This window comes from Brevibacillus fluminis (assembly GCF_003710825.1).
GTDB lineage: Bacteria > Bacillota > Bacilli > Brevibacillales > Brevibacillaceae > Brevibacillus_D > Brevibacillus_D fluminis.
Map to the genome: position 1 here is coordinate 61,199 of NZ_RHHQ01000002.1, position 26,410 is coordinate 87,608.

Here is a 26,410-nt window from a genome sequence, read left to right on the forward strand (position 1 = left end):
AGTATGTTCTATTCTTTACGGTCAACGCTCAGCTCCATATCGTAGAGATCCTGATCGTAAGCGTTGATTCTGCGTTTTATCGTTTTGGCAGCTTGTGTTTGTGCTTGAGCCTTTTGCACGGCTTCCTTCCAGGCGTCTGCAATCTGCTTGAGCAAATGCTGCACTTCTTCGATAATGGCAACATCTTTTTGTAGGTTAGCTTCGATGATGCGCTCTGCCATGTAGTTGTAAATGTGTTCCAGCTGATCAGCGATAATGCCGGCCTCGTAATTGATCCCCACGCCGAGCCGGTGCAGGATGTCATTGCAGCGCTGCAAAAACAGGTTAGCATCAGTCAGCCGGCCACCATGAATGGCATCAGAGGCACGTACCAGATTCTTCTGCAACGCCTCGTACAATAGCAGGGTCAGCTCCTGCGATGTCAGTTGATACAGGCTTTCTTCTGTAATCGGATTGCTCACGGTCTTCCTCCCTGCTACTTCCTTCTCTTTCTTATATCGGGCAAAGCTATGCCTGCCTTTACATTAATATCGATGGTTTTCCATTTCCTCCAGCATGAGGAGAATCTCTGCGATGACAGAGTAGAGCTGTGGTGGTACGTTGTCGCCCAAATCCATATCGATTAGCGTACCAAGCAAGGATGAATCCTGCTGAAGCGGAATGTCGTGTTGCTTTGCCATTGCGACGATCCTGTCAGCGATCGCACCTCGTCCCTGTGCGACAACGGTTGGTGCCCGATCGGTTGCGGCGTCGTAACGGATGACTGCCGCAGAAGGACCGTTCATCTCGTTCCTGCGCTTTTGGTTAAAAAACTTGTGATTCATGCCTTGAAATCAAATCCTTTCTGTCCCGTCACGAATCGCGCCACATCGGTGCCTGTTTTTTCTGCCGGCTTCTCCTCGACGCTTGGCTTCGCTGACTCCTGGGTCAGCTTGTCAAACTGGACGCTCGTGATGTTATACCCGATCTCCTTCAAGCGGTCCCTACACTTGTCTACTAAGGGCTGCATCGTTTCCTTGAAGTTTGGCGCATCATTTCGAATGGAGACAGACAAGTTGCGGCTAACCGAGGTCAGCATAATGCCGGTCTCACCGAGCTTTTTGGTTTCGAGCAAGAAGTAGCAGCTGCAATTCTCCCAATCGATTTTTTCCCCTTCCTTGCGTCCGTTGACGAATACTTTTACATCCTCAACCTTGGCTCCGAGCATCACGGGGAGATTAAAGAAAAGGGATTGCATGCTGGATTGGGTATCTGTTTTATTCAAAATCTGTTGTCCGGTCAGGTTCATAAACGCTTTATCGATCGGCTGGTCACCGATTCGTTGGGAAGCGAGGTCGCCTTGCTGCTTCATGATTTGCAGCATCGTTGCTTTTAGATTTTTTTGCAGCTCCTGTGGTTCGACCTGATCTTTATGCAAAACAAGTGCCTGCGCTACCTCGCTCTCATGGTTCAAACCGAGTGAACGCATAAATTCAAAGGTCGATCGAGCCGAGGCGTGCTCGGGAGTAAACGCTCGTGTCAGCTGCTCGGCTTGCGCTGACAGCTTCAGCGAATCTGGTGCCCCTTGAAACATGCTGTCGGCTGTGAGAAAATGCTGGACGCGTGTGATTGTCGGCTTGAAGGTAAGCTTGTCCAGGCTTTGTTTCACTTCATTGACCAATTGAGACGCTTGCTCATTGTCTCCTTGTGCCAGCAGCTTCCTTGCCTGACTCAGTTGACCACTGGCGCTCATCAAGGTTTTCTCCATGCTCATATCGGTAAACATCGTGACATCGCTTTTTAAAATGGTGCGGTCCAGCATGTCGATGGTCGATTCCAACAGTGGCTTTACTTGCGGCAACACATTGATACGACCAGGCGGAATGCTCTTTTCCAGATTGTCGAGGTTACGGACAATCTCGCGCTTGACGTTTTTGAAAGATTCAGCGGCTTCGCCGAGGCGACGGGTTACTTGTGTAATGAGGATATCCTTACTGTTTACCCCAACAGCCTGCATGGCTTCGTTTTGCAGGTAGTTTTGGCTTTGCGAAGCCGCAGTGCTATCTGTGGTGTTATCAGCGTCAGCCTGTGTTGCAGAATCGGCGAGCAGTTTGTCTCCTACTGTATCTAAGGCTTTTATCAATACGTTGCGTCCAATCTGCGAACGGCCCATCTCTTGGAATTGCTCCGCCTCTGCAATCGCCTTTTGCAGCGGTTTTTTTATCTCATCGGTCAAACCAGGAGCAGTGGCTACAGTTTTTTTGACGTGCATGAGTGCCTTATGGAAGTTTGGCTCGCTTGCCACCTGCTGCTTGAGCGTATTAACCTCTGTCAATGTTTGTTGCGTTACCGTTGGAGGTGTGTTGTTGGTTTTCGATGCTGATTGATCGAGCGCATCTATAAGGGTGGCTGGTCTAGCTTGGGTCGCCGAATCCCCTCCTGTAGGCAACAATTGTTGGATCATGCTTTTTAAACTGTCTCCGTTCAGCGCTTCATTCACAGCCTGCAATGTCGTCATAGTGATTGGCGCCTGTTTATTCAGCAATGCCCGGATCGCATCGAGCTTTTGCCCAACCGTTCCCACACCTTTTTCCATAAATAGCTTTAGCTGCCCCAAAATGGACTTATCGATCGGGAGTCCTTGTCCCAATACAAGTGCTACCGCCATTTTCAGATCATTCGTCGGTGTCTCGCCCAGTCCTCGTATGACTCTAGCCGCGTCTGACGCTTGCGTCTGGGAACCGGCATTAACGGCAGGGTCGGGAACTACCTTCACGCCAGGTATTTTCCCGTCTGTATCGGTTACTTGCATCGTTACGTTGTCCCCTTTGGCAACGCTCCCCTCCACCTTGACCTGCATGCTTTTTCCTTTAACCTGAACGATTGCCTCATTGTTCGGAAGTTTCTCCTTAACTGTGGCCTTAACGATCTCGCCCGTTTGCAAATCGGGTTGCTGATCGTTGCGTTGTACCTGATTCAGATTCGAGGAATTGTTTACTTTCATGTCTTGACCTCCCAAACGATTCAGAGCCGTTCATTCTTTCACTATTTGTTGTATCGGCAAAAAATTAATTTCAGGTAAGAAAAAAGACACCTTCATCAGGTGTCGAATCTTGAATAGCTGTATCAGAGGCATATGGCCGATCTTTCTACATTCCTTGATCAAATATCCCGCCAACCACATCGATGGTCAGGCTATTTTTTTGCCGAACATAGACATCGACCTTGCCTGGTGTATAGTTAATCTCCGGCTTGTGAATCTCCGGATTCATTTTTACGCCATTTACTTTCCAGTTAATTTCAGGTTCAGCTTTTTGATAGGAAATTTCGATTCCATCTGTAGTCCAATCCGCTTGAATGACATTCGTGTTGTCATAAACCCCGTCGTTTTGCGCGGCGATCTGAGCAATCTTGTTCCCTTTTTTCTCAATATGACGCATCTGATCGCCTTCTTGGCTTATCTTGGCTATCGCCTGCAGCGCTTTTTGACGGCCAAGGGAAGCGTACTCGCGACTCCGCCGCAATATACCCTTCAAGTCAAGTTGTGCCCGCGCCTCACTGGTATCAATTTTAAGCACGCCCAATGGCTGTTTGATATGGAGTTCAGCCGGCTGCTGCTGCATGTTGAGCTCAGCCCGAGGTTGCCTGATCTCCTGTACGCCACGTTCTGTTTCAAGTCCGATTTGCGCATAGGTTTGTTCCATACGAAGTTGAGGCAGCATGTATGAATTCCTCCCTCAGCGCTTCTATCTCAAGAAGTCCATCAAGCTCGGCTGAATAATTCGTGCTCCTGCTCCCAGTGCGGCACTGTGCACGTTCTCTTGTGTTTTTAGGTTGGTAATGACGCTGGCAATGTCAGCGTCCTCATTGTCAGACATCAGCTTATTCACGCTGACTTCCTCATTCTGCAACCGTCCGCTGATCAACTCAATCCGGTTCACCCGCGCACCAAGCGAGGCACGCTGGGCGTTCAGGTTGTCCTCTTGCTGCTGTATGTCTGTGATGTACCCCGTCACATCCTTGCCCTCTTTTAATTGGGCAGAGATGGTATCAAGCAGCTTGAAGACGTTTTTGTCGTTGGATGGAAAATTAAAAAGAGCCTGTCCGCTGACATTGATCGGCAGAAAAACACTTTTATTCATTTCCAAGCGGATTTCCGCATTGTTCGTACTGACAAAGTCGCCTTGCTCATAGCTGTAAGGCGGATTTTGCGTATCGGTTCCGGCAAAAATATAGCGTCCGCCAACGGTCTGATTGGCGATATTGCCCATCTGCTCTTTGATCTGGTCAATCTCTTCCGCTATTGCCTTCAAAGAGTCGCTATTCAAAGAAACGTTGCCTGAATAGACAGCGAGTTCATTCACACGTTTCATAATACTCGTTTGCTCATCCATCGCCTTGTCAGCTAACTCCATCCAAGAAGTCGCTTCGTTGACATTGCGCTGAAACTGACCATTCTCCACCAGAGAAGACCGGTAAAACATCCCTCTTGTCGCCACAACCGGGTCGTCAGATGGTCTTGCTATTTTTCGCCCTGAGGAGAGCTGCTCTTGATACTTGTCCATGCTGCCCATCGAGTTGGACAGATTGCGCAGCATGTGGCTATTCAGCATATTTTGCGTAACGCGAATTGCCATTCGTGCCTACCCCTTTCCGTTCCTATCTCCGTGACTTATGATTAGAGGCCAACTCTGCCCATGCCATTGATGACTTTGTCGAGCAATTCGTCCATACTTGTCATCACACGAGCTGCTGCGCTATAAGCGTGCTGGTATTTGATCATGTCGGACATCTCTTCATCGAGGGATACTCCTGAAATCGAGGAGCGCTGATTTTCCACTTGCCCAACCAAAATTTCCGAGTTTTTGTCCATCCGCTGCGCTTCCTGGCTGTCTACACCCAATTTCGCGATGGAGTAACGGTAGTAGTCGTCAAGAGTCGTCGATTCACCCAGACCTTCTGTTGACGAAAACACGTGAAACTTGATCGAAGCGATGTCGCGCGCATTGCGCCCGTCCCCTTCGAAAGACGTCCCCGCTTCGCTGCCTTCCGACGCTTTTGTCTGTGCTGCCGCAATGGCATTGAGACTCGCTATAATCGCCGGGTTCAACGCCATTTTCGAAGCGTCTGTTGGCGGTTTTGTCGGATCCGTGCTGTCCACAAAGAACATTAACCCTTGTAACGGTGCATTCGGATTTGTTTTCCGGTTTTCAATGTCAAAAATATTCGCGCCAGTCTGGTGCAGGTTGTTGATTTCCGTCGACATGCTAACGGCCAATTTGTTTAAGCGGGAAGTCAAATCTGCAATATACCCGGTTTTGGTCACAACCGGCTGACCGTTAACAGTCTGCACGGTTGCCTCACCGCGGACTTTGATATTGCCGCTCAATGTACCTTGGCTGGTCGGCTTGAATTCATTTCCACCCAATGTAATATCATTAAACCCAGTAATGGGATTCTTGACCGTCGCCATTTCAACGGAGGCACGGCCCGTCACCAATTCCTGCCCTTCCATCGTCACGTTGACCATGCCGCTCTCGGCTTCCGTCACCTTGATATCGGCCATTTTTGACAGCTTGTCGAGCAATACATCTCGCTGATCGTATAAGTCATTCGGCTGGTAGCCATGTGGCACAACATCCGCGATCTGTTTGTTCAGGTCCGCCACTTGCTTGGCCATCGAATTGATATCCAGCACATTCGTGGCAATCGTATTGTCCAAGTCTGTTTGCAGTTCCGTCATCGAGGTCATGATGCTTGAAAAGGTCTCTGTCAATGCAGTAGCACGTTGCGACACGACCGCGCGCGCAGAAAGGCTATTCGGTTCTTTCGCTAAATCCTGCCACGATTCCCACAGAGAGTCCATGACGGTTTGCAAACCTGTGTCAGATGGCTCATTCATGATCGCTTCAAGTTTGCCTAACCCGGATTGTACTGCATCCCAATAACCAAGATGCTTATTTTCGTTGCGTACTTGTGTATCGAGAAAACTCTCACGAATGCGCTGCAAGTCTGTTACCTGAACACCCGTCCCAATTTGACCAGGTGCCGTGCTATTGTTAATCCCCGGTGCAGGTAGTCCTGGCGTCGCTTGCATATTCGCACGCTGACGCGTATAGCCTTCCGTATTCGCATTTGCAATATTATGACTCGTCGTATCAAGCGCGGATTGCTGGGCAAACAAACCCCTTTTGCTTACTTCAATCCCATGAAACGTTGAACGCATCGTAACACCTCTCTATGCTTTCTTGTTAAGGTATGACTGGTATTGCGTATATCCGCCGGACATTTGTCCATTCGGTTTATGATAGATGTAATCGTCCTCTGGTGGAGCGGTAATGAAATCGAGCGACATCTCCACGAAGGAAAGCGATTGCTCCAATAGCTGCTGATTCAAGTCGTTTACCGCACGGAGCTCCGATACGATTCGCAGAAGCTCCTCCCGATGTGCGGACAGCTGGGACTTTTCTTCTGCACTTGTGGTCATTTTGATCAAATCATCCAAGGTTTTGACCGTAATGGGATAACTGCGCTCACTCAGCAACTTTTCGATGCACTGAATGCGCGCAGTCTCCACCGCTTCAATCGCTTTGACAAGCTTTTGCTCTTTTTGCATGATCCGTACAAGCCCATCCGTATTCCCGACGATGAGCACTTCCTTTTTTTCCACCGCTAGCGTCAACAAGGCAGCATGCAGGTCGCGCAGGTTACCGAGTAGCTCATACAGCTTGTTCATGAAGTCCATTTGTCTTTACCCCTTTGCTTTTAGGGCTTTTTCCAAAACGAGAGGAACTTCTCCGCCACTTTGTCGGTCGGCACCTGATAGGTTCCATCCTCGATCGCCTGCTTGATGGACTGGATACGCTGCTTGCGAACTTGCGGCGTTTCCTCCGTGTCCTCACCCATGCGCAGCATTTCAAGGGCTTCGTCTGAGATTTGTACCTCATCCTTGCCCATCTTATGCTTGCCTTCTTTGGATGCGGCTGTTTTCGCAGTGTTATTGTACGCATTTATCATTCCAGTGCGATTCGTTTCGTTGATTCGCATATCTTTTTCATCCCCTTATCTACAAAACAAAATGCCGATGACTACCTATTCAGTAGTATCATCGGCATTTTTCATAAAAATGATTAGTTTTTCCTATTCGTTAATGTGGTCTCTTCGTTTATATCCTTGTGCGTTACGTTCTTTTTCAAAGTCAGCCAAGCGCTGATCCACATCAAGCTGTTGATTGATCTCCCGTTTCAGATCACGTGCGCAATCGTCGCAAAGCGTGCCTTTTTGAATACTTGTGCCGCAATTCTCACAAGGATATCCCAAATTTGGCGTGTTCGCGATGGAAATTCTGCCTTCCCGAATAAACCGCGTGATCTGTTTGGCCGAAACCCCAGTTGCTTCGCTCACCTGCTGTAGTGTAGACCCGCGATTTTCGCGTTTGCGTAAGAACTGTGTGCACTTTTCATAATCCTTCTCGATGGCTTGATAGCACTTAGGGCAAACATCTCGCGTCGATTGGACGAACAACGCATCACAGCTTGTGCAATTAGCCAACTTTCCAAAACTCATGGCAAATCTCTCCCCTTACACCGACTATCCCATCGGGAAAATCCTTAATTTTACTATAACGTATTTCGACAAAAACAACTATGACCGTTTTATGTACGTTTTCTTTCTTTATCGGCATAATGTGAGGCTGCAAACATCGATTTTGCTCGTAGCATTCGGTAAAGCGGCAGAATGGATCGCCGCGGCACAGGAACGCAGCGTAGAGCCGGTCGTATAAATATCGTCGACAATCAATAGCTTTTTGACTCTAGTAAGCGGTATAGGTAGCATCGCGAATGCGTCATGCATGCTTTCCTGGCGAGCCAGGCGCCCGATCTGCTTGCTCTGCTTATCTGTTTCTTTAGTCCGCAGCAAAAGTGGCTTTACAGGCAAACGCAAGATACGCCCGAGTTGAATGGCAAGTAGCTCAGCTTGATTAAAGCCACGCTCCCATTGCCGCTTTTCATGAAGGGGGACGTAGCTGATCAGCGAAATGCCAGCCTCCCGGTAATAACGGACGTATCCGATCGCCATCAGCACAGCAAAGCAATGCGCCCAACGTTCGTCGCCCCTGTATTTGAAGGTGCCGATCCGTTCCTTGATCCAGCCGTCATAGCGAAGCAGGCTCCGGTTGCAGCAAAGCGGATCATGTTCGATATATGCGCAATCGCCACACAGCTCGCCTTGTCCCACCCAGTTTTGTAGACTTCGGCCGCAACGTATGCAATGAACGCCCTGCAAGATGATAAGCTCACTGAGACAGCCTGCGCATAATGGCAGTATGCCGAATAACCGGTATATCCGCGGATAAACGTTGCTGGGGACAAGGCTCTGGGCCAGCACTGTCCAGGTTTCCTCCAGCCGCTTCTGTACAAGGCTCCGATTGCAAGCCAAACACATCTTGTCACCCATGGTGCACCTGCTCCTTTCGCACGCTCAACCCCAATCGATTCATTCGCTTGATCTGCTTTACCGCTGCATGAGGCACCCGTGAGCTGCCTGCCGTAATGAAGCGAACCATCCCATCCGGAGCATCTGCGGACCGCCCTACCCTCCCTGCGATTTGCACCAATGACGCTTCATCAAAAACACCGTCATCGGCCCCTAATACGATGACATCCGACCTCGGAATCGTGACGCCCCGCTCCAATATGGTCGTGGTTACAATAAGCCGCAAACGCTTTTCCCGAAACAGCATAACCTTCTTCTCGCGATCGGGGTCAGCTGCATACACGCCCGCCACAATTCCATCCGTAGCAGGCAAAAAACGAACCATATAATCCACCACATGTTCGATCCATTCGATCCGGGGCACGAAAAGAAAAAGCTGTCGATCTGCGTCGAGTGTGTCGGCGGCCGCCCCCAGCAAGCTCTCCATCCGCACCCCTGTGCGCATCTTCCGTTCAAGCTGTCGCTCCTGCACCACTTGAGGAACCGGCAGCAAATGGCCGTGATAGCGCAGCGGCAGCATGACATGCGTTGCGGAAGACGGGGCAATCTGAAAAAACTTCTTCCTCACCAGCTTGCGGGTCAACTCACGAGGTGGCGTAGCGCTTAGGAACAAACACTTCCCCTCATCCGCAGCCGCTCGCTCTACCGCGCGATACAGCATCTCATCCCCCCGAAACGGAAAGGCATCAACCTCGTCGACGACGACCAGATCGAACCGTCGGTAATATCGCATCACCTGATGTGTGGTCGAAATGACCAGCTGTGCATCCTTCCATTTTTCCAGGCTGGAGCCGTGGACGGCAATGACCTTTGTAGTCGGAAAAACACGGGCCAGCCTCGGTACCAGCTCCAGTACGACATCCTTGCGCGGGGTGGCCACCAGCACCTGTCCTCCTTTTGCCAATGTTTCATTGATGGCAGGAAAGATCAGCTCCGTCTTGCCCGCGCCGCAGACGGCCCAGATCAAAAACCGCCCTGATTGGTTGCCCGAAGCCACAAAGCGTCTCGCATGTTCTGCCGCGAATGATTGAGCGGGCGAAAATTGACCTGACCATTGCAGAGGACTGGCGCCTGATTCAATTACAGCCCGATTATCATGCTTTGGCATGGCTGTACATACATAAGGCGTGCAGCATTTGCTCCGCCCCATGTCCAGACAGGCGGTGCAATAGGCGCACCCTTGGCCGCATGTATGGCAGGTGCACAAAAGAATATGACGCTCGCTGCCGCAACGTTGGCAGCGGAAGGTGAGCGTATGACGCACGATTCCTTTACGCAGCTCCAAGCGGATTCCTGGATATATCTCTGTCTTTTCTTGCAGAACAAGCCACTGCAACGCCTCTTGCATAAAGCTGACCGGCTGACCTTGTTTTTCGGATAATCGTTCTATTTCATCGAGGAATAAGGCTCGCCCCGAAATTTGACCATATAATTGTGCTGCTTCTTTTATGAGTTGTTTGTGTGTCATGGTGAGTGTATTTGATAGGTGGGATGGGTACGCACTTGCCTCAGAAGATTCGTATTGGGGTTGGTTCCAGGGTGACACAGAAAAATACGCCTCAGCCGCAGACGGGCTTGATGCTTCGACGGCCACACGCTGCCCGTATAACCGATTAGTCTCGTTGACCAGCCCTGAGACCATGCCGCGCAACTCGTCTACCACCGCTTCGGTGAATGCGCCGCCGCTTTTGCTCACCTGGCGATTGATTTGCTCGCGGATGGCAAAAGCTAAAGCCAAGGAGGTGCTGCTCCCGATCACAAACAGCCTCCTCGACTCCTGCTCCTCCCAAAACAACTTGTCCACCGAAAAGCACGGTGTCACATACGCTTGCGGAGATTGCATCCGTGCTCTTGCAGGCATGCGCCCGCTCACTTCCACTTTGATGTAGACGAGATAATTCCGCATGTGTGCCCTCCCTCCCTTTGCTTCATTGTGGAAAAAGACAGAGGGGGTGCGCAAATAAAAAAGAGAGCTGATCAGCTCTCACTTGTTGAAGGGTTGCGCAGATCCAAAACGTAAGCAGGCGCTGACGCGCTCTCCTCCGTAGTGAACAGCAGTTTATTGCGTTCCAATATCTTGATGATCGCTAGCGTATCATCGGTTGAGCCATGATCGGCAAGCAAAATCCGAACCGGCGTACCGTTTTTGCGCGATGCGAAATGCAACCGGCGAACCACTGCTTCCAGCTGCTCGGCAGATTGATACAGATGAAGTTTCACCAAAATTGGCGTTTTTCCTGAAACAGTCGGGATTCGGCCAACAATGGGAGTGGCAATCAACGCAATCAAACCCGCGCAGCTATACGATACCAAAAGCCACGTAAACAATTCGTACAGCATGAGCATCCCTCCCTACTGACAGGGTATGCTCAGCTTGCACTCCGTGCTATCGCAACTTTACCTACAGGCGCACCCAGCCATTTTTGATCGAGATGACAACTGCCTGCGTGCGATCTTGTACGTTGAGCTTTTGCAAAATGCTGCTGACATGATTTTTTACCGTTTTTTCGCTGATAAACAAATACTCACCAATCGCACGGTTACTTTTCCCCTCAGCCATCAACTGCAATACTTCCAGCTCACGGCGAGTCAAAGATTCGATGATGTGCGGGTCGACCGTTACAGCCGTCTCGTAAGCCGCGGTTTGTTCCATCGACTCTTCCTGTTCGCTCAGTCGACGGAATTCGTCAATCAGCTTGCCAGTCACTTTCGGGTGAATGTAGGCGCCTCCGCGCGCAACGACGCGTACTGCTTCAACCAGCTCGCTGGTGCCCATTTCCTTCAGTAAATAGCCGGAAGCACCGGAACGGAGTGTCCGGTACACATAGCCCTCGTCGTCATGAATCGACAGAATGATAACGCGAGTCTTCGGGCTGACGGTCACAACTTCTTCGGATGCGACTACACCGTTCACATTTGGCATATTAATGTCCATCAGGAGTACCTGCGGCGTGTGCTTTTCGACCAATTCTACCGCCTCGGAGCCGTCAGAGCCTTCCCCAACTACGCAGAAGTCCTCTTCCATCTCCAGAATTCGTTTTACTCCTTCACGGAATAACTGATGATCATCTACCAAGACGATACTGATTTTTTCCTTCTGTTTCTCCATTTTCTCACCTTCCGCGAATGCATCTTAGTCTCTATCTTTTTATCGGAATATGGAATTGTACTCTCGTCCCTTGGCCTGGTTGCGAATGAATCTCCATCGTGCCTTCTAGCAGCTGCGTCCGCTCTTTCATACCCAAAATTCCAAAGGACTCTCCATCCGAGCTTTTTTCCGATACGACGAACCCGACCCCATCGTCTTTTACGACGATGATCACCTGCTCGTATTGAAATTCTACCTTTACCTGCACTTTTATCGCGCGGGCATGCTTGAACGTATTGTTCAGGCATTCCTGTATCAGACGGAACAGCGCGGCTTTCACCGAGCTATCCAAATGCTGCTCTTTGCCGAAAACAGCTACATTGATATGCAAATTGGTGCGTTCTTCAAACGTTTGGCAATATTTCTGAATCGTGGGAATGAGCCCAAGATCATCCAACGCCATTGGGCGTAGATCGAAAATGATTCGCCGCACATCGGACAGGCTGAAACGCACCATATCCTTCAATTCGTGCAGCTCCATTTGGGCTTCCACCATTCGATCGTTCTTCAGCATTCTCTCGACGATCTCCGTGCGCAGGACGACATTGGCCATCGACTGTGCAGGACCGTCGTGAATTTCTCTGGAAACGCGTTTGCGCTCTTCTTCCTGCGCCTGGATGATCCGCAGGCCCAGCATCTGATGGTGCTTGGCCGTCTCCAGCGCTTCTCCCACCTTGCTCAGATCGCCTGTGAGATAATTCAGCACGACGCCAATGTGGGACATCAGGTTCTCCGCTTTGACGATCGTTTCCTCTAGGCTACGCAGACGCCGCTCCAATTCATCCCTGCGGCGACGAAGGTTGGCCTCGCGCTCCCGGCTTACGGTCAGCTCAATCTGGATGTTGTGAGCCTCCTCATAGGCGACTCGTATGTCCTCTTCGGTATAGCTATGAAAATGTCTGCTTACCTGAGCCAAACGGGACTTTGCTTTTCGGTACGCCAATTCCAGCTTGTCCACACGATCGATCACTTTGCCGATCTCATTGCGAATCTCCATGATATCCAGCTTCATCGTGCCACTTTCACGGCGGGCGTTCTCCGAAATCTCAAAAATCTGTTTTCTGCTAGCCTCCACGGTCTTCACTGTTTTTTTGAAGACGCCGTCCAGCAGATTGACATCAACCTTTTGGCTCATGACTGCTCCTCTCAAAAACCCGTCTTCACCTTAGTAAATAGCTCCAACAGCTTCTGTGTATCAAATGTATGCATACCGACATCATAGCGAGGCAGCTCGAAACGGTTCGTTCCGGCCTTGACGACATCGGGACGCGAGTTAAACGCATATTGATAACCGGCTTGCTTGGCGGTTTCCGTCACAGTCTCATTGCTGAAACCGAACGGGTAGGAAATCACCCGGATCTCCTTTTTCGCGATTTGGGAAAGCGCGACTCGCGACATCATGAAATCAACATACAGCCGATCTCTGTACTCCTGCTCGTTTTCCAGACGGGACAAATCCTCCAGATAAACAGGGGCCGTCTGCGGTGTCAAATCTCCCCATTCGTTTTTTTCCGCTTGTTCATGCAGGCTGTAGGTATGGGAGCCGATATCGGATAACCCTGATGCCAACAGCTCATTCACCTCTTGCTCCGATAGCGGGGTCGTCATGTTCGGTCGCTTGCGGTCTACCGAATCACGCAGCCGCCCTGCAATCAAAAAGTTGACGGAAGGGTACCCGTATTGCTGTAACAACGGGAATGCTTCGGAATAGTAGCTTTCATACCCATCATCAAACGTGAGCAGCACGGCGTTCTCCGTCGCCAATACGCCCGTATCCACAAAACGGAGGAACTCCGTCAATGAAATCGGATGGAAGTCATATTCGCGCAGGAAATCCAGATGCGCCTTCAATTCAGATGGGCTAATCTCATATTGTCGATCTGTCTTATTGGACACATGGTGGTATGTCAGCACGACCACTTGATTATCGTACCACTTCTGTTTTTTTACCGGCTGTGATTGTTGCTCGGGCTGTTTTTGCCAATCCGCCTCTTTCGAAACAGCTGCCTCAGCGGGTTGATTGGCAGTCTGCGCCTCCACGGCCCCCGGTGCAACGGCAGGCTGTACAGAATCAGTTGCCCCGCCCGACCAAAAACCGCCCGCTACGACGAGCACCAGTACAATCAGGAACGTAATCAAGAAGGATATCCTTTTAAACACGCAGACTCCTCCTTTTTCATTTTATCATGTTCGACAAAAAAGCAGGAATTCCTTTATGTATGTCCTGCCAATGATGTAGAGTTTTGGCGAATTCGAAAACTTTATGGAATGAAAAATGCCTAGCGCGATGGCTAGGCATTTTCCTTGTTTTATCGATAGCGAGCTTACTTTACCAGTTCAGCTGCATCTTTTTTCAGATCTTCCGCTTTGTCTGTTTGCTCCCAAGGAACATTCAGGTCGTTGCGGCCAAAGTGACCGTAAGCAGCGGTTTGTTTGAAGATTGGGCGACGCAGGTCCAGTTGCTTGATGATGCCAGCAGGACGCAGGTCGAAATGTTTGCGAGTCAATTGCACCAATGCTTCTTCACTGATTTTGCCTGTGCCGAACGTATCTACGCTGATGGATACAGGTTGTGCTACACCGATTGCATAAGCAACTTGCACTTCGCATTTTTCAGCGAGACCAGCAGCAACGATGTTTTTCGCAACATAGCGAGCAGCATATGCGCCGGAACGGTCAACTTTTGTTGGATCCTTACCGGAGAACGCACCGCCGCCGTGGCGAGCATAGCCACCGTACGTATCAACGATGATTTTACGACCAGTCAAGCCAGCATCCCCTTGAGGTCCGCCGATAACGAAACGGCCTGTTGGGTTGATGAAGTATTTGGTTTGGTCATCCAGCAGGTTTGCTGGAACCACTTTTTTGATCACATGCTCAGTCAGATCCGCTTTGATTTGCTCCAAAGTGGTCTCAGGCGCATGTTGGGTGGAAATTACGATTGTGTCGATGCGAACTGGCTTGTCCCCATCATACTCAACCGTTACTTGCGTTTTACCGTCTGGGCGCAGGTAGGACAGTGTGCCGTCTTTGCGCACTTCAGTCAAACGGCGTGCCAGTTGGTGAGCCATGCTGATTGGCAATGGCATCAGTTCAGGTGTTTCGTTGCAAGCAAAACCAAACATCAAACCTTGGTCGCCCGCACCGATTGCTTCGATTTCAGCATCGGTCATTTTGCCTTCTCTTGCTTCCAGCGCTTGGTCTACACCGAGCGCGATGTCAGCGGATTGCTCGCCGATTGCCAGGATGACGCCGCAAGTGTCGGCATCGAAGCCGTATTTTGCGCGGTCATAGCCGATGCCGCGAATGGTATCGCGAACCAGCTTTTGAATATCTACATATGTGCTCGTTGTAATTTCACCTGCTACCAACACCAAACCAGTGGTGACGGATGTTTCGCAAGCTACGCGAGCATTCGGATCTTTTGCCAGAATAGCGTCCAATACTGCATCGGAAATTTGGTCGCAAATCTTATCAGGATGACCTTCCGTAACGGACTCTGAAGTAAACAAGCGACGACCTTTTTGTAAAGACATGATTCTTCCTCCTTTATTCTTTAAAGCTGGGGGATAAGCCGAATCAGCGAATCAGGTTCGTTGTACTCCACAAAAATAAAACCTTTTCCCTAATTGTGAGGAAAAGGTGCTTTTTGTATGCGTTCCCTAACCTCTTATCGGCCAGAATGGTCATCCATCCTGCTGGTTAGCACCGTCGCTATCGGTTGCCGGGCTTCATTGGGCCAGTCCCTCCGCCTGCTCTGGATAAGAGTATCCATTACGCATTTGATAATAATCATTTTTTATCGGGGTGTCAACCACTTATTTTATTTCGTAGTTGCCGCGAATCATTACATAGGCTACCCCATTATTCCCCGGCGCTAAACGCAGTCCGCGCGAGTCCGAACGGGCGATTAGCAATAAGTGGTTTGACTGCACCGTAGCGCCGCCTCGCAAGTCCGCACCCGAGGTAATATCCGTCAATCCATCGCCATTCATTCCCGCCACCGCAACGACTTTTCCAGTGCGCACGATGAATTCGGTTCCCTCGTAGCCATACAAGGTTTGTCCAGCACGCAGCTCCTCGACCACCAACCGGTTGCCGCCGCCTGCAATTTGCTGGATTTGCTGATCCACGTAGCTTTTGGTCACGACAGGATCATCTGCAGAACCAGGCATGCCGCTCGACCCCGCTCCGTCTGCCCACGCTTGGGTGGCGAAGATGGTGAGCCCAACGAACCCCAGTCCAATGAGCCATTTGTTTCTTGTGCGTTTGTTCATCTCTCTAGCTGCCTCCTTTTTACCTGCTTACAGATCGTATGCTTTTCCCAACAGCACTACCATTTCGGCACGGCTTGCATAAGCTCCTGGTTTAAAAAAGTTACCGCTGTATCCGTTGATCACCCCGCGCAATGACAATGCCTCGATAGCGGGAGAAGCCCAGTTACTGCTCGAAACGTCCCGATAGCTGGAATAGCTGTGCTGGTACAAATAATAGCCTTTGGCGCGCGCTACCATCTGGGCCATCTCTGCCCGGGTCAGCGATTTATTCGGCTGAATGGTGCCGTTGGCGTACCCTTGCATAATCCCCAGCTGGTATGCCTGCATGAGCGACTGATACGCCCAATGGCTATGTGTCAAATCGGAGTACGGATTGCTACGGTACACAGTCGGAACGGTAAGACCGCTTTTTTTCATCGCTTGAATCAGCATGGTCGCGAATTGTGCCCGCGTCACAGCCGCGTTTGGCCGGAAGGTGTAGTCCGGAAAACCATTCACCACTTGCTTTAGGCTCAAACGGGCAATATCTGCCCGCGCCCAATGCGTGGTGATGTCGCGGTATCCGGCAACCATCCGCTCTTTCGTTACAGTCAGCCGATAAGCATCGTACTGGAACGGCACGTAGCTGTGCAGGCGAATGTAATACGTTCCCGGGTTCAACTTCAAGCTCATGATGCTTTTCCCTTGATCCGCCAGCTGGGCGACATCCGTCTCCGAAAACTGGGCGAAGTTCATGTTATTGGCATTGTACAGATCGAGACTGACGCCGGATTGAACCGGAATGTTTGGCGCTTTTATCGTAACATACGATTCATAATCGACTGTAAATTGGAACCAGTCGTAATCGTTCTTGGTTGCAAGCGTGCCTGTCATTAGGCTACCGCTGCCAAGCTTTGTCGCCTGTCGATATGTATCATTCGGCTCATTGGTGTCTTTGCGCACCGGGGTATAGTCGAGCGTGAGGCTATATTCGCCGTTAACCGGACTGCCCGAATAATCATAGGTACGGATAAAGTATTTGCCTGGTGAAACGTCAAGCGTGGCTTTCACCCCCGGATTGTCGCGGTCGCCCCCGATGTACTCATACATTTGGCTGCCTTCCTTGCCGATGTTTAGAGCAGGGTCCATCCGTTCGTTGTCAGGCGTGAGCTCGACCTCAAGCCGGCCGTAATCGCGGGCATAGAACGAAAACCAGTCGCGGTCGCTCGGCTTGTCGTAATTCCCGATGATTGAGACGTGATTGCCCGGCGGAAGCGGCCTCGCTTGCGTCTGGTTTTCGTTCGGCTCATAGCGGTCCGGTCCGATGGCAAACGAGCTGGTCAGCGTATAGGTAAACGATTCGACCCCGCCGCTTCGTTCCAGTTTGATATAAACCCGCCCAGCCTTTGACGGTATCGATAGCGTATCGCCATTTCCGAGGTAGTACGTCACCGGCTGACGGTCTTCCACATAAAAAGTGGCTGCCATCGGGGTTGAGATGCGCGATGTAATCAGGGACGTAAATGTTACTTTGCCCGCGTACGGAACATCGACATAATACCAGTCCACCGTGTCGTTGTTGCCTAGCTGGGCACGTATCTGCGACTCGATCGGAAATGGCTTTGCCGTAGCCATCGTGTTATTTGGCTCCAAGAAGTCTAATGAAGGCTTCGATTTCATGGCGGTCGACAAGTTCAACAATCCATAGCCGGTTTTCCGGTCCCAGCCTTCTGTATCCAGATCGGTTGCTGTTTGATAGAGCAATTGGCGGACATCCAACGGTGTCATCGCAGGGTATTTGGCCAAAATGAGCGCGGCTGCGCCAGCTACCTGTGGTGCGGCAGCTGAGGTCCCCGACATGGAGCTATACCCGCCGCCTTTGGCCGTCGTATACACATTCCATCCCGGTGCCATAATATTCAGCTCCGGACCGATGTTGGATTGATAAAGCGGTTTGTTGTTGGCTTGGACCGCACCGACTGCAATAACTGTCGGATATGCGGCGGGAAATGTAACGCGATTCGCTTCGTTTCCGGCAGCAGAGACGATAATGACGCCATTGGCCTCAGCTCGATCTACCGCGTTCTCCAAAGCACTTGAGGTGCTGATGCTGCTCAGAGACGTAACGATAATCTTAGCGCCATGATCAATTGCAGTATTAATCCCTTTTGCTAAAAGATCAACAGTTCCCCGGCCTTCTCGGTCCAAAATCTTGATCGGCATGATTTTGGCATTCCACAACACACCCGTTCCACCAATCGCGTTATTCCCTTTTGCTGCCAGAATGCCGGCGACCTGTGTACCATGCCCGTTCGTGCTGTCATCCTCCGGAGTCTTATTCGGATTCACCAGATTGTAGCCGGGCACCAGGTTTCCCTTAAGATCGGGATGATCCGTATCAATGCCAGTATCGAGCACTGCGATTGTAATGGCAGTATTTCCTGTATATTTATCCCAAGCCATCTCCGCTTTAATTTGCTTCAAATGTTGTTGTTTCAAATAATACGGATCATTAAGATAGTTGGCGGCTTGTACAACATTTTGATAATCAAAGGTAGAGAAGAACATGCCGAAAATGGTTATGATACATACTGATTTCATGTGCTTCCTCATATCGCAGTTCTTCCTCCCTTCAACAGCTGGCTTGCGATTCGATTCGAACATTTGGAAAAAATATGGCTACTTACTAGCATAGCCGATAGCTCCTAGTTGACACAATCATTCACTAGAGAAAAAATTTCCCTTTTCACCCAAAAACATCCAGACGTCAATATCACCTCGGGTTGCTCTCACAAAGAAACCTCCAATCGTCAGTCGCAACGTGATGGAGGTTTTTTTGCAATTATTGAATCAAGCCCTTTGGCTCATCCTCACGCGAGTCGTTGTCCGGCTTTGCCTCAGGAATGAAAGCAGTCAGTTCTTCCGGTGCAACCTCCGTCGTCTTCAATGAATCCACCGGTACATAGAAGGCCCAAATCCGGGTGCTCCGTGCGTCCACGCGCAGATTCTTCATGCCATAATGCATGGAAGCTACCTCGTTACCCTGACGGTCACGAATCAAAATCGGCACCTCTGTAAATTCAAGACGCTTTTCCAGTCCATTGCTGAACAGGACGATTACTTTCAATCCGCCTTCCTCACCAGGCATGATTTCAAGCACGCGAAGATCAACTTTTCCGCTCGATACAGGATGCTCGGTCATCGCCAGCTTCTCGTATTTTTCCTGCTCTTCTGCTGTTAGGCTGCTTGCCTGCTGCAATTGTTCCGCACGGCTGGGATCTTTTTTCGACTGCGCCAAGTAAACGAGAGAAAGAGGCACTTCCTCCTCCGGAATAAAGCTGAATTCGCTCCAGCGGAACATGAACTCGCACGGACGACTACTCAGGTCAGCTACCGGTCCAAACTGAAGCATATCAAAGGTTTTCCGCGCTACAACCGTACCGTCCATGGTTACCAAGGCGAGCGGCAGTTTGTTCAAAAGAACTTCACGATTACTCGCGTTGCGGATAAAACTCAAGACCAAGTACCCTTCTTTGAGCACATTGGTGAAGAACGGCAAGATCCCGAATTCATCACGAACGACAGGAGGCATCTCGTCATGCACAAGCTGCATCAGTTCCGTTTCGGCATCATCCAGATTTTGCGCCCATGGGCCAACAAAAGCTAACTCCAGTTCCTTTGCCGGAATACGCGTTGACGATTGCTCAGGATTCTCGATGCCAGAGATCCCGATGTAGGTCTCCCGATGAAGATAATTTTGGATGTCTTCCTTCACATCCTCCAAGCTCTCTTTTGAACCAAACCAGTTTTCCAGTAACCAACTCATATTGTAGCCCCCTCATTCCAAAAGCGGTCCAACTCAAAGAAGAGACCGCTGCAGTACTCAGTTTATGCTTTCATTAATCAATCAAGTTAAGATTCCATTCGCGCAGATCCGCATTTTTCTTCCGAATGATGCTTTCAGGGAAAACGAGAATCCACGGGCGGCTCGTGCGAGGTTGCACGCGCAGCTTGCTTGTATCCATTGTCCCTTTCACTACCAGATCGCCTGCAGCATCGGTGATGCTCACTTTCAAGGCTGGCGGCGCATACTCATGCTCTGTGGCGTTACGGAACAACGCACAAATGACGATGGAGCCATCCTTTTTCTTGCCCAAATCAAAGCCAACCATTTCAACCTGGTCAGGGGCAAGTGAAGGAAGCGTGTTTACCAATTTCATCAGCTTGTCCTTCATCGTCTCCGTCATGCGCTTTTCCATTTCCGGGTCAAGATCAAGCTCCGTCGGCCAAACGTGGGTCCGATTGCCCAAATCCATTTTGACTTTCCAACGTGAGAAGGAGAAATTGTCGTCTACGAAGCTTTCTGTCGGGAAGAAGACTTCCCATGGGCGGCTGGTTCCCGGCGGAACTGCCCCCATATTGGTCAAATCGCATTGATGATTCGCAAAAAGGCGGTCATCGAGGTATACCGAAAGCGTCAGCTTTTCAAAACGTGCCGTGCGCTCTGTCGCATTGCGGAAAAACAGGGCGACTGTAATCCCCTCTTCTTCCGGAATCAAGCTAAAACCCGTCACCCCGACAGTGCCCACAGGCATTTTCGGTAACTCCGCCTGCAAAAAGCGCAGTGTATACTTCTTTTCGCCGTCAAGACGCTCTTCCCATCCCGGGTGGAGAGACAGCTCAGTATCGATTAACTGCATTTCGGTATTTCTAATCAACTCGGACGATTGCTGTCTTGGCTTCGCATCCTCTGCCAAATCGTTTTTGATTTCATCGAGCGAACGCAAGCTTGTTTCATCTTTTTTCAACCAATTCTTAAAGAATGAAAACACGGGTACCTCCCCTTTCTTATTGAATCAACGCAGTCTTCCAGCGCGATATATCGGCATCTTGCTTGACGATGCTTTCTTTCGGAAAAATAAACAGCCACGGCTTGCTGGTATGCGGATTGACAGTCAAGCTGCCCAATTCGAACAATCCCTGGGCGATGATGTCGCCGGCCGCATCATGCAGCGACAGCGGAATCTTTTCAAAATTTAGCGCCTGCTCCGATCCGTTGCGGATCAACAGCAGCGCACGATAGGCGCCCTCTTCGTCAAGGCTGAGCTGGACGCTCTGCACGTTCACTTCATTCGGCTGCAGCGGAGGCAGGTTACGTGCGAGTTCGATCAAGCTGTTTTTCTGCGTATCGTTCAGCGCCTTGATCCACGATTCTTCCAGCTCCAGCTGCTGCGGCAGCACCAGCTTTTTCTGAGCCAGCTCAAACGCGAGCTTCCAGTTTAGGAGCATCACGTCTTTTAACAAGAAATTCTCGCGCCGGAAAATAAAGCTCCATGGACGCGCCGAAAACGCCGGAATCTCATCCAGCTCTGCGAGATCGAATTCCTGGCGAGCGAACAGCTCGTTGTCTCCGATTAATACCAATAAATTCATCTTGCCGAGGCGAACAGGCTGCGGCAAGCCATTACGCACAAATGCGGTTACTTCTACCCCTTCTTCGTGGGGATGCAAATGGATACCCGCCAAGGCAACGTGTCCGACCTGGATTGCCGTCAAGTCGTTCGCCATGAAGGACATCGCATACTTTTGCTGGGCGTTCATTTCCTTCTCCCAGGAAGGATGCAATGATAACGATGTAGCCTGTTCGGTTTGCTCAGGAACCGCTGTCGGAACAGGTGTTTTTAAACCAGCTTCGCCCGCTGGCATCACTGACTCTTCTTTGACAGTTTCTTGCGTTCCCGTTGTTTGCCCGGCATCGTTTTTACGCCAATTTTTCAAAAAGGAAAACATGTATGGTACGCTCCCGTCTGCTCATTAGTCAAGCACTATTTGACCTTCACTATAGCATATCTTAGCCCCCACAAGCAAAAAAACCACCCCACGAATGTACGGATTTACCACTCTAAAATCGCGGTGAAACCCCTGTGCAAAAGGAAAGGCCTTACTCCGAAAAGTAAGGCCCCATACATTACTTACCTGTCATAAAGGTGACTTTCAGTTCATCATTGACCGCTCCCGCCTGATTGCTGAAGCTGCCAGCAGGAATATACAGCGTATAGTAGCTTTTCTTTTCCAGATAGAGCTTGGGATCGACGGTAATCGTCCGTTTGGAGCTATCCCAGGTGAGTTTGGACGGAACCGACTTGCCGTCTACGGTGAGCAGTTGCACAAGCCCTGTGATATTGCTGCTGGTAATCGTGGAGCCATTCGCCAGCGTCACCGCATCGCTGAACGTCACTTTGAGGTCGTCGCGAATGGGCACGTCGGTAGCCAGGTTCTTCGGCGTGGTGGTGATTTTGATGGCAGGAGCCGTCGCTGTCGTTTTAAAAGTAGCGATGTATCCGCCATTTCCTTTTTTCGACTTGTTGAAGACCGAATCAGGGCCCACCGAAATCGTATAGGCGGTATTGATCCGGAGCAGCTGCGTCGGCTTGATGGTCAAGGTTCTTGTCGTGCTGTTCCACGAGTAAGAGGCTGAGACGGTCTTGAAATTCTCGTCATAGACGGATACAAGCCGTTTCAAAGTCGTCGCGGTCGGTTTCGTGCCATTTTTCAATGTTACATCCTCCGAGAAAACTACCTCTATTTTTTTATCCACCGGCACATCTGTGTCGTCATTCATCGGCACAGACGCGATTTTTGGCAGATTGGTATCGTATGGTGTCGAAAAGCTCGCGATATAGGCTGGGACTGGATTGTTGCTCATGTCAGTAAATGCATTCGCCGGCAAATAGAGCGTGTACGACTCGTTTTTGGACAAACGCTTTTTGGGAACGAGCGTCATCACCAGCTCGGATGGGCTCCATTCGGCTTGGAATGATACCAAATCGCGTCGGCTCGTTTTCAACGAAATTAAGGATTCGATAGCGGATGCCGTAATCGGACTACCATCCGCCAAGCGCACCGGCTTATTGAATTGCAGATTGATGTCCGTATCAATCGGAATGTCGTAATCACCATTGACCGGTGCGGAGATTACCGTCGGCAGGTCCGCGGCGGAAACGGTGGTGAAGAGGATGCCGAACGCGTTGTTCCGATTGCCGAGACCGTCCATGATTTTGCCTGCATCAATCGCGACGTTATATTTCTGGCTAGTCTGCAGCTTCGACTTGGTCGTTACCGTCACCCTCAGATTGTCTGCATCCCAGCTTGCGGTAAACGGCACGTTTACGTTGCGTTCATCCCGGAATGTCAGAAGCTTGGCAATGTTACTGTTAGTAAGCGCAGTCCCGTCCGCATAGGAAACAGGCTTGTCAAAGAAGATCAACAGTTGGCCGTCGAGCGGGACGTTCGTCTGTCCATTCGCAATGCTTGCCGAGATGATCGGCGCTCCCCACTGCACGACTGTGCGGAAGTCGCTATAGAACAAATTGTTCGGGTTGCCGCCCAGGTCCCGCAGCTCGCCCGCCGCAATCGCCAAACGGTAGCTCGTGCCAGAGCGCAGTGGATAGGTCGGCGTAATGGCAAACTTGTTGGCGACAGCATCCCACGTTACTTTCGTCGCCACGACTTTGTTCAGGGAGTCGTAGAGATACACGACTTTTCCCGCGTTGCCGCTAGTAAGCTCTTCTCCATTCCCCCGTTTCACCGCTTCGCTCACCGTCACATAAAACGTGTCGTTAACGACGACATTGGAAGCGCCATTGAGCGGAACGGAGGTGAAGGTCGGAGGCGTCAAGTCATACTGCGTGTAAAAAACGCTTGTGGAGAGCTGATTGCCCAGTCCGCTTACATCGCGTACTAAATTCGGCATCACGGTCACAATGTAACCTTTGTTCGGCTGCAAATACGCAGATGGTGTCAGCGTCAACGTTTGCGTAAAAGCATCCCAAGTAGGGCGGAACGCAATCAAGCTGTTGGCATTGATGTCCTTGATCGTTACAAAGTCGGCCAACGCAGAGGTCTGTAACGTCACAGGCTCTGTGAACTTGATGACCACACTGGCGTTCAGCTGGACACCCGAAGTGCCTGTAGACGGTGTAAACACCAGATACGGCGGATAAAAGTCGGGTGTCGTCGTAAACTGGGAGAACGCCGCTGTGTTATAGTTACCCGCTGCATCGCGCAGCACACCCGCATTCACCTGCAGACGGTATGGCTTGCTGTAGGCAAGAGGAGCCACCGGTGTAATGTACAGCTCGTTATTGACGACATCATAGGTTCTGGTCGTCGCCACCGGATAGTTGGATTCGTCGAGCAGGCTAAAAATGTTGACGCTGCCTACGTTGGAAGCGTTCAGTTCAACAAACCCGTTGCCCGCCAGATACATTTTTTCGCTGAATTTCACCTTCAGAGCAGCCGTGTTGGACACATATGTCGCACCATGCGCTGGTGTAATGGTAGCGTACGGCGTAGCGTTATCTTCTACTGTAAAAACTGCGGAAGCTTCCGCATTCGGATTATTATTGGCATCCACGACCACGCCGGCTTTCAACTTCAGCGTATAGCTTTGGTGATTGATCAGCGGATTGGTCGGGGTGATGGTGATCACCTGGCCGCTGTAGCTAGCGGTAAACGCCCCGCCGTTAAAATCGATCAGGCTCGCGGCATTGGCGCTTGTAATCGGCAGTTTGCTGCCGGCAAGCAACACTGGTTTGGTGAAGGTGACGGTCGGTTGTACTAATGGCGAGACGCCTGTTGCGTTGGGCGCGGGGTAAAACGTTGCAGGCTGCGTATCGACCGTAAAGGTGGCCGTGAATGCTTTGTTGAAACGGTAGTTGGCATCTCTGACTTTTTTCTCTTGCACGGTGATATCATATTTGGCACCGTAGGTGAGCGCTGCGCTTGGCTTCAAGGTGATTTTGGCATTTCCGTCCCAGGTAGCCGTATAGGTGACTCCCGTTTGATCCCCTTGCTTTTTAATCGAAGCAATTAGGGCAAACTTGTCGGTTACATTCGTGCCTGTTATGACATCCGACTCGTTTTCCCAATATTTCAACGGCTTGTCGAAATTGAGCACGATGCTGTCGCCTGGTTGGACCGTTGCTCCCGTTTGCGGACTGCTGATGGTCATTTGCTTTTGCGCAATTTTCAGGTTGAAAGTGGAAACAGGTTCAGGCGTGCCGCCTTTTACTGTGATTACGTAATTGACCTCAGTTCCATCCGCTTTTCCTTTGAGGGGAAAAGTACTTCCCTTATCCGCTACAGCTTTATTGGTATTCGTTAACACTTCATTCTTGTCGTCTGGCTGAACTTTATCATCAGGCACCGTAACCGAATAGGTAAACCCCAAACCGTCTTGCGCTGGCTTAATGTCGATCAGCACATCATCTGTTGCTGTCCCACCTTCGGCAATCTTACTCGCTCCCGAGGTAGCGGTAATCGTCACCTGCAAATCATTCGCTTGCACCTGTGGCTGCGATTTCACCCGTGGCTTACGAGGCGGCTTAGGCTGCTCAACAGCAGGTAGGTCGGCAGAAGGTTTTGTAATCGTCAATTCAAAAGTGCTTTTCAGCTCTGCCTTTTCTTTGTCCGTCGCGGTTATGACATAGGTGTGTGGCATACCATCCGCTTTTCCCACCAGCTTTACGGTGACTGGCTCATCGGAGCTGCCTTCAGAGGACTCGTCCGCATTGTCGGCTTGCACTGTGTACTGAAAAGAAGCGGTATGGGAGATCGTAACCTCCACATCGGTATCTGCAGTATCCCCATTCTTGTATTCTTTCTGGTTCGCGTCTGTCACGCGTATGATTGGAGCCAAAGCCTGCTGCGGCTCCTCTGCCTGTACGGCTGCTTGTCCGGTCGGCTGCTCTGCGGACGGCTCTACCACCGCGGCTGGCTGCTCCTGCACCGCCTCTACAGACTGGGCAAAACCTGCTGTCGGCAGCACCATGCCTACGACAAGAGCGACGATCAGCAAGTATCTCATCGTGCGTAAATACAAAAAGTTCCTCTCCCTTCCCTCAATCGACAGGATAATTCCTAAAATTACTAATTGGATCACTCTACCAATTTACCATATTTCGGATAAGCGATCACATACTTCCTTATGAAAAAAATAAACGCCCCGTCCCTTTGCCGAACTGCGGCTAGGGAGAGGCCTATCATCTGCTTTATGTTCCAATCGCAAGTTTTTCTTCTTCACCTTTCATTCGTATCTGTAAAATTTCCTCCGGCGCGATTTCCGTGCAGCGAATGATGGCGGGTATTGAAATTTTCGCCTTGAGCAGTTCCAGAACAATCTGTTCCTTCTGATAATTGAAGTAGTCCGCATAGACCGGATCGGTTTCCAAGCGCTTACCTTTTTCAGCCAGCCACGCTTTCACCTTGTTCTCCCGCTCCTGAATGTCCAAAATCGCTGCTCTCCGTGTCGCGAGGAAATCCTTTTCCCCTTTCTCCCGGTTCCATTTGCGCGCTTTTTCAAGCTGCAGAAACCACTCGATGCTTTCGCGCACCGTTTTTCCTTTTTGCTGCGCCCACTCCATGATGTCTCTCTTTTGTTTTCCCATCACTTCTATTGTTTCAGGCGAATCTTCAAACCACCACAAGCAATCCTCCCATGAATCCGGGTCAAAGGCACGCATAGCCTGTC

Annotated in this window: 23 protein-coding genes and 1 riboswitch; all 23 genes read right to left on the bottom strand. The window is 50.5% G+C overall.

Features of this window, described 5'->3' with window-relative positions; translation table 11 throughout:
- Positions 1-8: 8 nt before the first annotated feature.
- On the bottom strand, positions 9-461 hold the full coding sequence (fliS, locus tag EDM56_RS00435) for a flagellar export chaperone FliS (protein ID WP_122915905.1): 453 nt from the start codon (positions 459-461) through the stop codon (positions 9-11).
- 63 nt (positions 462-524) lie between these two features.
- Positions 525-824: an EscU/YscU/HrcU family type III secretion system export apparatus switch protein gene (locus EDM56_RS00440; RefSeq protein WP_122915906.1), complete on the bottom strand. Its 300-nt coding sequence runs from the start codon at positions 822-824 to the stop codon at positions 525-527.
- Positions 821-2,983: a hypothetical protein gene (locus EDM56_RS00445; protein ID WP_122915907.1), complete on the bottom strand. Its 2,163-nt coding sequence runs from the start codon at positions 2,981-2,983 to the stop codon at positions 821-823. The genes EDM56_RS00440 and EDM56_RS00445 overlap by 4 nt, the downstream gene beginning before the upstream one ends.
- Positions 2,984-3,128: 145 nt before the next feature.
- Positions 3,129-3,701, bottom strand: a complete 573-nt coding sequence (locus tag EDM56_RS00450; protein WP_122915908.1) for a DUF6470 family protein — start codon at positions 3,699-3,701, stop codon at positions 3,129-3,131.
- A gap of 24 nt (positions 3,702-3,725) precedes the next feature.
- Positions 3,726-4,616, bottom strand: coding sequence for a flagellar hook-associated protein FlgL (gene flgL, locus EDM56_RS00455; protein ID WP_122915909.1), 891 nt, complete (start codon positions 4,614-4,616; stop codon positions 3,726-3,728).
- Positions 4,617-4,657: 41 nt separating this feature from the next.
- The gene (gene flgK / locus EDM56_RS00460; RefSeq protein ID WP_122915910.1) at positions 4,658-6,205 is read right to left on the bottom strand and encodes a flagellar hook-associated protein FlgK; all 1,548 of its coding nucleotides are present in this window, start codon (positions 6,203-6,205) and stop codon (positions 4,658-4,660) included.
- 12 nt (positions 6,206-6,217) lie between these two features.
- Positions 6,218-6,724 carry a flagellar protein FlgN gene (locus tag EDM56_RS00465; RefSeq protein WP_246009209.1) on the bottom strand — a complete coding sequence of 169 codons (507 nt, stop codon included), beginning with the start codon at positions 6,722-6,724 and terminating at the stop codon, positions 6,218-6,220.
- Between the two features lie 20 nt (positions 6,725-6,744).
- Positions 6,745-7,026: a flagellar biosynthesis anti-sigma factor FlgM gene (gene flgM, locus EDM56_RS00470; protein ID WP_122915911.1), complete on the bottom strand. Its 282-nt coding sequence runs from the start codon at positions 7,024-7,026 to the stop codon at positions 6,745-6,747.
- Between the two features lie 93 nt (positions 7,027-7,119).
- Positions 7,120-7,545, bottom strand: a complete 426-nt coding sequence (locus EDM56_RS00475) for a TIGR03826 family flagellar region protein (RefSeq protein ID WP_122915912.1) — start codon at positions 7,543-7,545, stop codon at positions 7,120-7,122.
- A 108-nt stretch (positions 7,546-7,653) separates the two neighbouring features.
- The gene (locus EDM56_RS00480) at positions 7,654-8,436 is read right to left on the bottom strand and encodes a ComF family protein (RefSeq protein WP_122915913.1); all 783 of its coding nucleotides are present in this window, start codon (positions 8,434-8,436) and stop codon (positions 7,654-7,656) included.
- Entirely contained in the window at positions 8,429-10,381 is a 1,953-nt protein-coding gene (locus EDM56_RS00485; protein ID WP_122915914.1) for an ATP-dependent helicase ComFA, read from the bottom strand. The genes EDM56_RS00480 and EDM56_RS00485 overlap by 8 nt, the downstream gene beginning before the upstream one ends.
- A 71-nt stretch (positions 10,382-10,452) precedes the next feature.
- A complete protein-coding gene (locus tag EDM56_RS00490) occupies positions 10,453-10,815 on the bottom strand; it encodes a glycosyltransferase family protein (protein ID WP_122915915.1) in 363 nt (120 codons plus the stop codon).
- Positions 10,816-10,876: 61 nt separating this feature from the next.
- Positions 10,877-11,584 carry a response regulator gene (locus EDM56_RS00495; RefSeq protein ID WP_122915916.1) on the bottom strand — a complete coding sequence of 236 codons (708 nt, stop codon included), beginning with the start codon at positions 11,582-11,584 and terminating at the stop codon, positions 10,877-10,879.
- A 31-nt stretch (positions 11,585-11,615) separates the two neighbouring features.
- Positions 11,616-12,758, bottom strand: coding sequence for a sensor histidine kinase (locus EDM56_RS00500; protein WP_122915917.1), 1,143 nt, complete (start codon positions 12,756-12,758; stop codon positions 11,616-11,618).
- 11 nt (positions 12,759-12,769) lie between these two features.
- The gene (locus tag EDM56_RS00505) at positions 12,770-13,783 is read right to left on the bottom strand and encodes a polysaccharide deacetylase family protein (RefSeq protein ID WP_246009210.1); all 1,014 of its coding nucleotides are present in this window, start codon (positions 13,781-13,783) and stop codon (positions 12,770-12,772) included.
- A gap of 164 nt (positions 13,784-13,947) precedes the next feature.
- Positions 13,948-15,159, bottom strand: coding sequence for a methionine adenosyltransferase (metK, locus tag EDM56_RS00510; protein ID WP_122915918.1), 1,212 nt, complete (start codon positions 15,157-15,159; stop codon positions 13,948-13,950).
- Positions 15,160-15,290: 131 nt separating this feature from the next.
- Positions 15,291-15,391: riboswitch (SAM riboswitch) on the bottom strand.
- Positions 15,392-15,441: 50 nt separating this feature from the next.
- Complete coding sequence (locus tag EDM56_RS00515; protein WP_122915919.1) at positions 15,442-15,900, bottom strand: hypothetical protein; 459 nt, start codon at positions 15,898-15,900, stop codon at positions 15,442-15,444.
- 27 nt (positions 15,901-15,927) lie between these two features.
- The gene (locus EDM56_RS00520; protein WP_246009211.1) at positions 15,928-18,480 is read right to left on the bottom strand and encodes a S8 family peptidase; all 2,553 of its coding nucleotides are present in this window, start codon (positions 18,478-18,480) and stop codon (positions 15,928-15,930) included.
- Positions 18,481-18,721: 241 nt separating this feature from the next.
- Positions 18,722-19,705, bottom strand: coding sequence for an SLAP domain-containing protein (locus EDM56_RS00525; RefSeq protein ID WP_122915921.1), 984 nt, complete (start codon positions 19,703-19,705; stop codon positions 18,722-18,724).
- A gap of 73 nt (positions 19,706-19,778) precedes the next feature.
- Complete coding sequence (locus EDM56_RS00530) at positions 19,779-20,711, bottom strand: SLAP domain-containing protein (protein WP_122915922.1); 933 nt, start codon at positions 20,709-20,711, stop codon at positions 19,779-19,781.
- Positions 20,712-20,727: 16 nt separating this feature from the next.
- Positions 20,728-21,669 carry an accessory Sec system S-layer assembly protein gene (locus tag EDM56_RS00535; RefSeq protein WP_122915923.1) on the bottom strand — a complete coding sequence of 314 codons (942 nt, stop codon included), beginning with the start codon at positions 21,667-21,669 and terminating at the stop codon, positions 20,728-20,730.
- A gap of 178 nt (positions 21,670-21,847) precedes the next feature.
- On the bottom strand, positions 21,848-25,762 hold the full coding sequence (locus tag EDM56_RS00540; protein ID WP_122915924.1) for an Ig-like domain-containing domain: 3,915 nt from the start codon (positions 25,760-25,762) through the stop codon (positions 21,848-21,850).
- Positions 25,763-25,931: 169 nt separating this feature from the next.
- The gene (locus EDM56_RS00545; protein WP_122915925.1) at positions 25,932-26,402 is read right to left on the bottom strand and encodes a hypothetical protein; all 471 of its coding nucleotides are present in this window, start codon (positions 26,400-26,402) and stop codon (positions 25,932-25,934) included.
- Positions 26,403-26,410: the final 8 nt, after the last annotated feature.